This is a genomic window from Flavobacterium pectinovorum, assembly GCF_022802975.1.
GTDB classification, from domain to species: domain Bacteria; phylum Bacteroidota; class Bacteroidia; order Flavobacteriales; family Flavobacteriaceae; genus Flavobacterium; species Flavobacterium pectinovorum_B.
Window position 1 is genome coordinate 403683 of sequence record NZ_JAFEVZ010000002.1, and the last position, 13214, is coordinate 416896.

The window sequence follows — 13214 nt, forward strand, 5'->3', positions numbered from 1 at the left end:
AAATGTTTGGAGAAATTATTTTTTAAGATTTCAATAACTATCGCTTTTTAAAATCTGTCGGTTTCATGTTTTTTCTCTTTTTAAAGTAATTTGATAAATGACTCTCATCGGTAAAACCAAATTCGTGTGCAATTTGCTTAATGGGTAATTGATTGTTCTGAAACCGTTTTTCAATTAGTGTCGTTCTTAAATTATGAATATAATCACGGTAGCTTATCGCAAAAGTTCTTTTAAAATAAGCGCTGAAGTAAGTCTGGGCAATATTAAAATGATCTGCTATTACTTTTACCTGAACCAATTTTGGCTGATAAATATTTTGATGTATGTAATTGGCAATTTGTTCACTATCTAAATGAGTCGATTTCATCTGAAGGTTCATGCCGCGAATAGTTTCTTTTATCAATCCAAAAATGGAAAGAATCTGATAGAAAACAATTGGAGAAGAAGTAACGTCAATATATTGGTCGTATGTTATAATGTTTTCTACAGTGTTTTTTAGAATCGTTTTGCAAGGTTCATCAAACTTTAAAACAGTTTCTTTTAAGATTTTATCCCGCATGAAGCTTTCTGGAGTATTTATTAGAAATTCATCGCAAGTCAGATTTTGTTTGGAATTGAAATAATTATCAGTGAATTTAATAAAAATGAATCGTGTACTTTTTTTAATATCAAAATAATGTTGATCGTCTGGTGAGATAACAAAAAGATCTCCTGCCTTATATGGCAACAGATTATTATTTAAGTGATGAATGCCACTTCCTTTTTTAATATAGATAATTTCGTAATAGGTATGCGTATGCGGAGGAAGGTGAAATTTCTCTTCTTCAAATTCATCAAGAACAAGCGTTTTAAATTGATTTAATTTTGGCATAACTTAAATTTACAAGTTTATGTCACAAATGTACAACTTGTTTTTTGTGCTTGTGGTTTAAATTTGCATCATAGAAAACCTATTCTTTTCTTAACTAAACAGATGAAAAAAAGTCTTATTGCCCTCTCGTTAGGAGGCTTGACAATTGGTATAACCGAATTTGTGATGATGGGGTTGTTGCCCGATATTGCTTCAGATATGAAAGTTTCTATTCCGGTTGCGGGATATTTAATTTCGGCTTATGCTTTGGGAGTTGTTATTGGTGCACCATTATTGGTTATCCTTGGAAGAAATTTTCCTCCCAAAAAAATGCTTTTAATTTTAGCATTGATGTTAACCGTTTTTAATGCGCTATCCATAATTGCACCTAATTATAATTTTTTATTTGCTTCCAGATTTTTTTCCGGATTGCCACACGGCGCTTTTTTTGGAGTTGGGGCGGTAGTCGCCAGCCGATTAGCCGATAAAGGAAAAGAAGCACAGGCAATTTCGATTATGTTTGCCGGTTTAACGTTGGCTAATTTAATTGGTGTGCCAATTGGTACTTATATAGGACATCATTTTATATGGCGCTACACCTTTGTATTAATTGCAATTGTAGGATTGCTGACTTTTTTGTTCATATCTCTATGGATGCCCAAGTTGGAAAAAAGCGGGAATGTAAATATGAAAACACAATTGTTGTTTTTTAAAAAAACAGAAGCCTGGTTAATCATCGGAATCACGGCAATTGGTTTTGGCGGTTTGTTTGCCTGGATCAGTTACATTGCGCCTTTATTAATTAATATTTCAGGATTTTCTCCGGAGGATGTTTCTTATATATTGATATTGGCAGGTCTTGGAATGGTGGTAGGGAACTTTGTTGGAGGTAAACTGGCCGATAAATATTCGCCTGCTCCAACAGTATTTGCTTTGCTTTTTGTAATGGTAATCGATTTGATTATGGTTTACTTTTTCTCTTTTAATCAATATGTGTCTTTGTTTTTTACGTTTTTAACAGGGGTTATTTCTTTTTCGGTTATAGCGCCAATTCAGATGTTGATGATTCGAACAGCTAAAGGAGCAGAGATGATTGCTTCGGCGGCACTTCAGGGGAGTTTTAATATCGGGAACGCTTTAGGTGCTTTTTTGGGAGGATTGCCTTTGGCAGCTGGTTATAGTTATGCATCTCCAAATCTTATTGGTGTTGGTATGGCAGTGATAGGTATGATTATAACTTTTGTTTTGATGCAAAAGCATAAAGCCGTTTTGAAATTGCAAACCGAGTAATGGCTAAATCGCCTTTATCTTTGAACCCTTAAATTCTGTTTAAGGGTTTTTTTACGTCTATATATTAGTGAAGCCTGTTGATTGTAATAGCTTCCAAGTGTTATACCTAATATATATAAATAAGAGTAATACATTTTAAAATTTAATATGGTTCCGGTGAAGTTGAATGGTCTCAGTCTGAAACATAAACTCTAATTAGATCCAATTGCTTAATGAAGTTTTTGTTAATTAGAAGAGAAACCACTTTTTTAAGACTTTTTTTGGAATTAGGAAAATGGCATGTATTTATTATTCAAACTAATATGAGTGAATTATAATTTGTTTGAGGTTAAAATGGTTTGTCAGAAATTTATCTAAATGGTGTTTTTTAGATAATAATTATTAAATATTTGCATCTGATGCAATCGATTGAATTTTGTGCAATAAATTCTTCTCAGGAAAATAATAAAAGAGTATTTCATAATTTAAGACGTATTAAATTGCGGATGTTGTATTTTAAAACAGAATATTTTTTTATATGTAATTTTTTTTAAGTTTTTTTTGTGAAATATAATTTTTTATACAAAAAAAATTTTTATGTTTGTGTAATCGATTACACATCGCTTTTTTATGTTTAAAAAAAATCATTTTTTATTTGTTTTCAGGGGTTGCGGAGATAAATTGAAGATTGAGTATTAATCATAAATTTACAGCGTAAATATAATTTAAGCCATAAAATAAACTTAACAAACAATTAATAATAAACTAAACAGTAAACTATGAATTTTAAAGAGTTATTTAATAAAAGAACAAATTGTTGTCTGGCAATTGTTTTCTTATTGTGTTTACTTACCAGTAATAAGGTGAGTGCACAGGACTTAACAGTTGAAGGAGTTGTGAAAGATGCGTCGGGTTTGACCTTGCCGGGTGTGAATGTCTTAGAAAAAGGTTCTAAAAATGGTGTCGCAACTGATTTTGATGGAAAATTCAAAATCAAACTATCGAATTCAAAAGCAGTTCTTGAATTCTCTTTTATAGGTTTCACTACGCAGTCTGTAGCTGTAGCCGGTAAAAAAACGATTAATGTAGTTTTGGCTGAAGAAGCAAATGCTTTAAATGAAGTAGTTGTTGTGGGGTACGGAACTGTAAAGAAATCAGATTTGACAGGAGCAGTATCCAGTATTTCGGGTAACGATTTGAAAAAAGTGCCTGTTGCTAACGTAGCAGAAGCTTTGACAGGTCGTATTGCAGGGGTACAGGTAATGACTTCTGAAGGTTCTCCTGATGCTGAGATTAATATTAGAATTCGTGGAGGAGGATCATTAACACAATCTGCTGCTCCTTTATATATAGTGGATGGTTTTCCGGTAAATAGCATGAGCGATATTTCATCTTCGGATATTGAGACAATGACAGTATTGAAAGATGCTTCGTCTACAGCTATTTATGGTTCTCGTGGAGCTAATGGTGTGGTTTTGATTACAACGAAAAGTGGTAAAGACGGTAAATTGGCGGTTAGTTTTAATACTTTTTACGGTATGAAAACGAGAGCTAAAGATTTTGATGTTTTACCGGTAGATGATTATGTGAAATGGCAATATGAATATGCTTTGTTATCACAATCCGGATCAACAAAAGTAGCTTCTAATCCTACTTCATATACTAAGTATTTTGGTAATTGGGAAGATTACGATATGTATAAGGGTATGGCAAGTAATGATTGGCAAAAACAAATTTTTGGTCGTACAGGAGAGGTGCAAAGCCGTGATTTAGGAATCAGAGGTGGAAATGAGAAGTTGAATTATAATTTCAATTATGCTCATTATGATGAAAAAGCGATTATGTTAGGGTCTGATTATAAGCGTAATAACTTATCTTTGGCTTTGAAGAGTAAAGTGAGTGATAAAATTGATTTAACTTATACAATGCGTTATTCTGATACTCAAATTAATGGTGGAGGGGTAAATGAGCAAAACGAAAAATCATCAGCTGATTCCCGTTTGAGAAATTCAATCGCTTATGCGCCACTGCCAATTCCGGGTGTTTCAACTGATGAAACAAATGAAGATGTTGCTAATAGTTTAGTTAATCCAGTGCTTTCGGTTTGGGATAATGACCGTGAACAATTGCGAAAAAACTTTAATATGTTAGGTAGTTTTTCATGGGAGCTAGTAGATAATTTGAAATTTAAAACCGAATTAGGTTTGGATAATTATAGTTATCAGGACGCTCGTTTCTATGGAACATCAACGTATTATGTTAATAGTTCGCCAGATGTTAACGCACCATTTAAAGGAATGCCAGCTTTGATATTAAGTGATAAAAAAGAGGAAAGATTTAGAAATGCGAATACCTTAAGTTATGATTTTAAAAAATTATTAGGAGAAAATCATCATATAGATTTATTGGTTGGAGAAGAAACTCTTAGAACAACTTCAACTACTCTGACAAATACGCTTCATGGTTTTCCTGAATTTTTTGATTTTAATCTGTCAAGAAAATTAACAACACAAACCGGTAATTCTAATGCGGCTTATACTGGTACACCTTCTAATACTAATCAGGCTCGTTTTGTTGATAATTTTTATGCTCCGGATGATAAATTGTTGTCTTTCTTTGGAAGAGCTAATTATAGCTTCAAAGATCGTTATTTGTTAACTGCTACTTTCCGTACTGATGGTTCTAGTAAATTTTTAGGTGATAATGTATGGGGTTATTTTCCTGCTTTTGCAGCTGCCTGGAAAATTTCAGAAGAGGGATTCTTAAAAGATAAAAGTTGGTTAACTCAGTTGAAGGTTCGTGCCAGTTACGGAGAAGCGGGTAATAATAATATTCCAACAGGACAAACGGTTCAGAACTTTGAGTCTAGAGGTATAACTACTATAAATGGAGTTTCAAGTGGTTGGGCTACAAATAGTAAATATATGGCTAACCCTGATTTGAAATGGGAGACTACCGTTACGCAAAATATAGGTTTGGATTTTGGTTTCTTTAATAATCGTATTAGCGGAACATTAGATTTTTACAATAATAAAACTAGTGATTTGTTAATTGAGTTTCCTGTAGCAGGTACGGGTTATGAGTATCAATACCGTAATATGGGACAAACTCAAAATACTGGTTTTGAGGCTAGTTTAAACATTGCTGCAATTGAAGGGAAAAATTATGGTTTAAATTTTGCATTTAACGTAGGTATAAATAAAAATAAAATCAATTCATTAGGGGTGATGGGAGATTTCCCTTACGCATCAAATTGGGCATCAAGTCAAATTGGAAACGATTATATGGTAATGGTAGGTTCTGCTTTAGGACAAATGTACGGTTACAGAAACGCTGGTCGTTATGAGGTGTCTGATTTTGATTGGAATGGAACAACATATACTTTGAAAAATGGTTTGGTTGATAATGGGCCTGTAAATACTATACAGCCAGGTTCTATGAAATTGAAAGATTTGAATGGAGATAATGTAATTGATAGTAAAGACCAAACGATTATTGGAAGTGCTATTCCAAAAAACACAGGAGGTATGGTAATCAATGCTAATGCTTATGGATTTGATTTGTCAGCAGCTTTTAACTGGGCACTTGATTATGATGTTTATAATGCGGATAAAATTGAATTTTCGACTGCTAACCAAACTAATGGAGAGTATAGAAATTTAAGTACTGTTATGGCTGATGGCAAACGTTGGACTAATCTGAATCCGGCTACAGGAGAATTAGTTACGAATCCTGCAGATTTAGAAGCTTTGAATGCTAATACATCTATGTGGTCACCTTATATGGGACGTTTTGTAATGAGTGACTGGGCTGTTGAGGATGCTTCTTTCTTGCGTTTAAATACTTTAACTCTTGGTTATTCTGCTCCGGAAAGTTTTACCTCTTATTTAGGTATAACAAAGTTACGTGGTTATTTCACGGCTACTAACGTATTTGTATGGACAAATTATTCAGGTTCTGATCCTGAAGTTTCAACTAGAAGAAAAACGACTTTATCTCCGGGTGTTGATTCATCAGCATATCCACGTAGCAGACAGTTTATTTTCGGTCTAAATCTTAATTTCTAATTTTAAAGCAGTACAAAAAAATGAAACATAAAATAATAATTGCAGGATTAGCCTTGGCTACTTTTTTTACTGGCTGTCAAGAGTTTGGTGATGATTATTTAGAAGCACCGGCACAATCTACATTAGATGAATCTGTAATTTTTTCTACTCCGGGTTTAGCTAAAGGAGCTATTGATGGAATTAAGGTACCTTTTGGAGAAACTAATTCTTACAGAGGTCGTTTTATACCATTTTACGGAATGAATACAGATGCAGAATGGTATAATAATTCACAATCTATTAGTGCGCAATCTGATTTGTGTACTTATGATGCAAAAATAGATAACATCCAGATGAATACAGCTGATAATGCCTGGGCTTCTATGTATGGAGGTATAGAGCGTGCTAATATTGCTATCAGAGGTCTTCGTCAATATGGAAATCCTTTTCCAGGAACACAAATGGGGCAGCTTTTGGGTGAGGCACTAACATTACGTGCTATTTATTATGCTGATTTAATGAAAGGATGGGGTGATGTACCATATCGTTTCGAGCCTATTAATAACGCAACGATCTATCTTCCTAAAACGAATCGTGATGTAATTTATAAACAATTGATTGCTGACTTAGGAGAAGCTTCGGACCTTGTGGCTTGGCCTAATGAATCATCAGAAACTTCTACAGTTGAGCGTGTTAATAAAGCTTTTGTGAAGGGGTTAAGAGCACGTTTGGCTTTAGTAGCTTCAGGATACCAACAATACCCTGATGGAATCCGTAGAAGTAATGACCCTGATTTATCTGTTGCTAAAATGTATGCTTTAGCTTTAAGCGAAGCACGTTCGGTAATTCAAAGTGGTAAAGCACAGTTAAATGCTACTTTTGAAGGATTTTGGAGAAATGTAAACCAGGATTATGTAACTGCGGGTGGAGAGTCACTTTGGGAGATTCCGTTTGCAGAAGGTCGTGGACGTGTGTTGTATAGTTTTGCGGTTAGAAATCAGACACCAAATCAATTTCAGGCAAATGGTAATGGTTCGTCTGGAGGAACAGCTGGTCCGTTACCTACTGTTTTTTATGACTTTGATGAAAAAGATACTCGTAGAGATGTAACTTGTGTGCCTTACCGTTGGGGTACATCTGTAAATGGTATTGCTAAACAGGAGCTGGTTGCTTTAAATACATGGTATTTTGGTAAATATCGTTATGAATGGACGAAACGAAGAATTACTGCTGCTAGTGATGATGGAGTAAATAAAGTGTACATGCGTTATGCAGAAGTATTGTTAATTGCTGCTGAAACAGCGAATGAATTAGAAGGACCAAGTGCAGCTGCGCCATATTTAAAGCAAATTAGAGAAAGAGCTTTTTCAGCTGCTGATCGAGCAGCTAAAGTAGATGCTTATGTAAATGCATTATCTTCTAAAGAAGCTATGTTTAATGGTATTGTAAAAGAACATAAATTTGAGTTCACAGGTGAAATGGAACGTAAACAGGCTTTAATTCGTTGGAATATATTAAAAGCTAAATTAGATGAGTCTAAAACAAAAATGACTAATTTACGTGAAAGAGCTAATGAATATTCTGATGTACCTGCGGTATTATATTATAAGTATGTAAAAGATGAGGCTAATGCTTCTAAATACGGATCATCTGATAATACGACTATTTTATCGATTTATGGATTAAATCGCGGTGAATCTGTAAATCCAGGTGCTGATTACACACCTTTTACATGGAATAATTTGAATGACGCTAAAATTAATTCGGTGTACAAAACAGGTACTGATCCTGATAATCGTCAGTTCTGGCCTATTTGGCAGTTTTTTATTAGCAATAGTAATGGGAAATTGTTAAATGATTACGGGTATCCAAACCAATAATAGCTTTGTGTGATTATTTAATGTAGAAAAAGAAAATTATGAAAAAAAGAAATATATTCAAAGGAATAATTGCCGCTTCGATGCTTGTGGTACTTGCTGGAAGCTGCGAAAGTTATACAGAAGATATTATTACAGAATTGAATGCTAATCGTGAATTTTCCCCAACTGGGTTAAAGGCTACTGTGCGTAATGAAACCTCTGTTGAATTAGTTTGGGATACCAAAGAAACAGATGATCATTATGTTGTTGAATTCAGTGCTAATGATGCTGAATTTAATACGATTTTTAAAACTTTGGAAGTTAATGCTAGTGAATTGCCGATAAGAGTAAAGCTTGAAGGAGAAACACTTTATTCAATCAGAGTAAAAGCAGTGAGTAACAGAGGAAAAGAGGATTCAAAATGGAATGTGACTACTGCTCAAACTTTAGAAGAACAAATTTTCTTAGCTGCTCAGGCTGACGATATCCTGGGTAAAGAAGCTACTGTAAGATGGATTTCTAACAGTACTGTTACAAAAATAGTATTTACACCGGCAGATGAAACAAAACCTACAGTTACGCACACTATTACCGCTCAGGAAAAATTAAACGGTGTTGCAAAAGTTGTAGGATTAAGTTCTTTGAGTAAATATGTTGTAGATATATTTAATATTACTTCCAGAAGAGGTTCTCAAACATTAACTACTGGTATAGATCTTTCTGACGGTACAGAAGTTGGTCCTGCTGATGATTTAGCTACAATAATTGCTAATGCAGCAGCAGAAGCTGTATTGATATTAAAGCCTGGTGATTATACAGCTCAAGTAAGTACGATTGTGCTAAATAAACCAATTACGATTAGAGGTTTAAGAACTTTTGATAAACCAAAATTAAAACTTAGTTTTTCTTTGGCTCCTTTTACTACAGGGGTTACTGGAAATATTAATTTGATAGATTTGGATTTAGTAGGTTCGCCGGCTTCAGCAAGTAATAAGATAGATGTTATAAGGTATTCAGTAACTGGGAATTATAGTAAGCTTCTTATCAGTGGATGTAGCATTCATGATTACGAACGTACATTCATTGGTGCAGGAACAGGTATTAATGCAAACATACAATCAATAATTGTTGAAAATTCAATAATTACCAATGTTGGAACGGCAGGATCAGGATCATTTATTGATTTTAGAGCTGCCTTTGCAGATGAGATTATCTTTAGAAAAAGTACTTTCAATAATTGTGTTCCAAATGCAGCATTTATAAGATCTGATAATGCTACAGTATTTGGATCAGTTACAACAGATGTGTTAATTGAGAATTGTACTTTATATGGTGTAACTAATACTATTGCAGCAAGTGGTCTACAAATTATGTATGTTCGTTTTGCTACAAATGAGGTAACGGTTAAGAATTCAATTTTTGCTGCAACAGTGGCAAGATTTTCTAATCAGTCAACAACAGATTTAGATCCTACATTCGAAAATAATAATTATTTTAATGCTCCTACGCTTAATGATGCTGCTGCTATTGCTCCCTTAAAATCAGATGGTTTAGGGACAGCATTAGATCCGCAATTTGTTAATGCTGCAACAGGTGATTTTACAATTAAAAATCAGGTTTTGATTGATAGAAAAGTTGGAGATCCACGTTGGATTAAATAGAAGGACAAAATTATTTTGTTAGTTATAAAAAGGCATGCTGAATTTAACCGTTTACGCATGCCTTTTTGCTTCTGTTATAAATTAGGAAACGCAATAAGGTGTAAATGCCAACTTGCCATTTAATGAAACTTTGCCTGATTTTGGAGCTTTTGAATTTTAGAAAAAATAAAAAAAATCAGTTGGCTTATTAGTTACAAAAATGTCGCCAATGGATTTAAATAATAAACAATCAAATATTTACTAATTTTTTAACCACTTTTTATGAAAACAAAATTACGCTTATTGCTTATTGCGATACTGTTTTCTGTGTCGTTTACTCATGCCCAAAAAACTGATGTTTGGGATTTTGGAGGAGCAACATTAGATGCTAATTTGTATAATAATATGCTTACATCGACTGTTATCAATAGTAATTTTTATGCATTTACTACTCCAGCTGCTCCGGGTGCAGCTAATACAAGTAATGTATTGACACATGGCGGAGTTGCTGGGAATACTAATGCTTTCGATTTGACAGGCGGACTTACTTTTAGACCCAATACAAATGACCGACTTTATGTTAGTACTCCCACCACTATTACTCGCTATGGAGACAATAATCTTGGCGTAAGCGGTACAGCTTATACTTCTCGAATTTTTTGCAACGGAAATGCTAGTGCAACGGTTCGTTTTTTTACAATGGCTTTGAATGAGGATGATGAGGTAACTTTTGTGGCTAGAGTAGACAATGCGGCTGCTAATTTAAACATTGTTAATACTACAACTAATGCGCAAACAGAAAATATTCCGCTTACTACAAGTACTTCAGCCGTTACCGAAGCTAAGTTTATGGCAAAAGCAGCAGGTTCATTCAAAATTTCTTGTTTTGATAATGCAACAGCCAGAGCGAGTTATTACAGAGTTTTAAGAAAACCGGCGAGCTATTCAACCGTTACAGGAACTATGGATGAAACAGCAGCGGCAGGTATCCCGGCCGGATATTCGGTTCGATTTACCTATCCAAATGGTAAGACCAAAGATGCCCTTGTTGCATCAGGTACTTATTCAGTTTCGTTGCCAATTGGATATACCTATAAAATGAGTTTAGTAGGTGCTAATGGCTATATTATTGGTAGCGGAGAAAACATGACTATTACTGCTGCTGCAACTACTCAAAATATTACCGTTGTGAAAGTAGATTTGCACACTGTTTCAGGTAATATAACAGGATTAAGTGCTTCTGATTTAACAAAAGTAGGTTTGAACTATGCTGCAACTGGTAAAATTTATGTTCCAGTACCTATAATAAATACTACAACGGGTGCTTATACTGTAAATTTGGAAGCTAATACAATTTATACTATTAGTGCAACAGGGGTAAATGATTCTGAGATTTTAGCAAATACCATTTCTGTAACTAGTTCAACAACTTCAAATGTTGCTTTTACAGCTAAGCCTTTGTATAATGTTGCAATAAACACTACAGGATTGAATGCTACACAAATTGGATTATTGAGTCTTAAATTTACAAACTTGAATGAAACTGGATATGTGTATAATTTTGCTCCTAATACTGCTATTTCATTACGTTCAGGGACTTATAGTGTTGATTATTCAGGCTTAGATAATCATCAAGTAGAATTGGGTTTAACTTCAAATTTAAAAATTGCTGGAGCATCTAATTCTAAAACTTTAGCGTTTAAACCCGCTACGATTTGGTCTTTTGACGACAGAGTTATAACCAATGCTTCTACAGGGTACAAAGGAATTTTATTTGGAGGGACAGCAAATTCTTTTGCAAGTCGTTCTCCTCAGGCAGATTTAACAGCCAAAACGGGTGGAACAATGCAAATACCAGTAAAAGTTGGAGATAAAATAACAGTTTCGCATTATTTTGCAGCTAATTTTTCTATTGATGGAGGAACAGCAATTGTAAATACATCAGGAAGTACTGCCAATGTTGTTAACACTGAATATACCTATCCAGGGTCGGCAGACGGTTTTGTTACCATAACACTTTTAGGTACTGGATTGACTTCTTATTTTACAGAAATAAAAATAGGAGGTAGTATTGCTTATACTTCTCCAATTACAGTTGGTGTTGGAAAAAATTATGCAACTATTAATGACGCATTAACAGCCGCTGGTAAAATGGTTCGTCCGGGTAACGAACGAGTAATTATTCTAGTAGATCCTGGAAATTATGAAGAAATGTTAGATATAACAATTCCAAACATTACTATTAAAAATGCTTCGGCCACACCTAGTATTGCTTTGGCTAATAAAGGGGTTGATATTGCCCCACAAGCGGTACGTATCACTTCTTACTATGGTTTAGGGTATGATTATTATAGTATGAAAAATAATCAAAAATGGGATGCCGACATTTTGAGAGTAAACAAAGACAATGGATCGCAACCTTATGCCAATGTTAGTGGAAGCGACAATAACTCTTATTGGAATGCTACGCTTATTGTAAGTGCCAACGGTTTTGAAGCTGAAAATATCATTATCGAAAACTCATTCAATCAATATATTTCTGCCAAAGAAGCCAATGATGTTTTGGTAGAAGTGGTAGGTTTAACCAAAGGTACAAGACCAACAAATTATGGAAACACATCAGTTCAAAACAGATCTTTTGTAGAAAGAGCTGCTGCAATTGCAATCAAAAACGCAATTGATAAAACAGTTTTAAACAATTGTAGAGTAGTGGGGCGTCAAGATAGCTTTTTTGGTGGTACTACTGCTAGAGTTGTGGTTTACAAAGGTGTTATGATGGGGGCGGTAGATTATATATTCGGAGGAATGAATGCCACTTTCTATAAAACTCAATTAGCAATGAATGTAAGTGATACTGCTGGTGATGCTTCTTACATAACGGCGCCACAACAGTCTATAGGAAGAGGTTTTCTTTTTTATGAATGTACAGTAACTTCTGCAATACCTAGTACAGAAACAGCATCAGCTTATCGTGCTAAACCAGGTTTCTTCGGTCGTCCTTGGTTAGCTAATACATCAGAAGCTGTTTTTTACAACACCACTATTGAAACTTCGAATTATCCGGGAAATGTAGGAGAATCTTTAATAACACCTATTGCTTGGAATAATTCTTTGAATGGTACTTCGCCTAAAATGTATGAATATGGTACGATCGAAAAATCAGGTGTAAATAATCAGGCTGTTCGTGCCTCTTGGGCTACTACATTGTCTTCGCCAACTTTATCAGACAATACTGCTATTACAACTTTCAACTTTACAAAAGGAAGTGATAACTGGGATCCGTTACCACAATTAATTTCTAACGAAAGTTTAGGAGTAAAAGATAACACACCAACTTCTGCAGTTAATGTAATTGGATACAAAAACAGAATTGCTGTTTCAAATGTAAAATCTGAAACATCTGTGGCGATTTACAGCATTACGGGAGCGAAGATAAAGTCATTCAAAACAAGTCAGGATGTTGATTTTGAATTTCAAAATGGTCTTTGGATTGTGGTTGTTAAAGCTGAAGATGGTCAAAAATCAGTAAAAGTGATAACGCATTAAGATT

General features: G+C 34.3%; 6 protein-coding genes. 5 read left to right on the forward strand and 1 reads right to left on the reverse strand.

The features are described from left to right. Window positions 1-37: 37 nt before the first annotated feature. Entirely contained in the window at window positions 38-871 is an 834-nt protein-coding gene (locus FLV_RS04470; protein ID WP_243231117.1) for an AraC family transcriptional regulator, read from the reverse strand. A 102-nt stretch (window positions 872-973) separates the two neighbouring features. Here FLV_RS04470 and FLV_RS04475 point away from each other — a divergent pair, with 102 nt between their 5' ends. From FLV_RS04475 to FLV_RS04495, 5 genes are all read left to right on the forward strand, one after another. After that, entirely contained in the window at window positions 974-2140 is a 1167-nt protein-coding gene (locus FLV_RS04475; protein ID WP_243231124.1) for an MFS transporter, read from the forward strand. A gap of 758 nt (window positions 2141-2898) precedes the next feature. Then, window positions 2899-6186, forward strand: a complete 3288-nt coding sequence (locus tag FLV_RS04480; RefSeq protein ID WP_243231125.1) for a SusC/RagA family TonB-linked outer membrane protein — start codon at window positions 2899-2901, stop codon at window positions 6184-6186. A 20-nt stretch (window positions 6187-6206) separates the two neighbouring features. After that, the gene (locus FLV_RS04485; protein ID WP_243231129.1) at window positions 6207-8045 is read left to right on the forward strand and encodes a RagB/SusD family nutrient uptake outer membrane protein; all 1839 of its coding nucleotides are present in this window, start codon (window positions 6207-6209) and stop codon (window positions 8043-8045) included. Window positions 8046-8083: 38 nt separating this feature from the next. Then, window positions 8084-9685, forward strand: coding sequence for a DUF5123 domain-containing protein (locus tag FLV_RS04490; protein WP_243231131.1), 1602 nt, complete (start codon window positions 8084-8086; stop codon window positions 9683-9685). Window positions 9686-9946: 261 nt separating this feature from the next. Next, window positions 9947-13210, forward strand: coding sequence for a pectinesterase family protein (locus FLV_RS04495; protein WP_243231132.1), 3264 nt, complete (start codon window positions 9947-9949; stop codon window positions 13208-13210). Window positions 13211-13214 lie beyond the last annotated feature (4 nt).

Coding starts and splice junctions, on each gene's coding strand:
- FLV_RS04470 (WP_243231117.1), bottom strand. CDS start 871: ATGCCAAAATTAAATCAATTTAAAACGCTTGTTCTTGATGAATTTGAA.
- FLV_RS04475 (WP_243231124.1), top strand. CDS start 974: ATGAAAAAAAGTCTTATTGCCCTCTCGTTAGGAGGCTTGACAATTGGT.
- FLV_RS04480 (WP_243231125.1), top strand. CDS start 2,899: ATGAATTTTAAAGAGTTATTTAATAAAAGAACAAATTGTTGTCTGGCA.
- FLV_RS04485 (WP_243231129.1), top strand. CDS start 6,207: ATGAAACATAAAATAATAATTGCAGGATTAGCCTTGGCTACTTTTTTT.
- FLV_RS04490 (WP_243231131.1), top strand. CDS start 8,084: ATGAAAAAAAGAAATATATTCAAAGGAATAATTGCCGCTTCGATGCTT.
- FLV_RS04495 (WP_243231132.1), top strand. CDS start 9,947: ATGAAAACAAAATTACGCTTATTGCTTATTGCGATACTGTTTTCTGTG.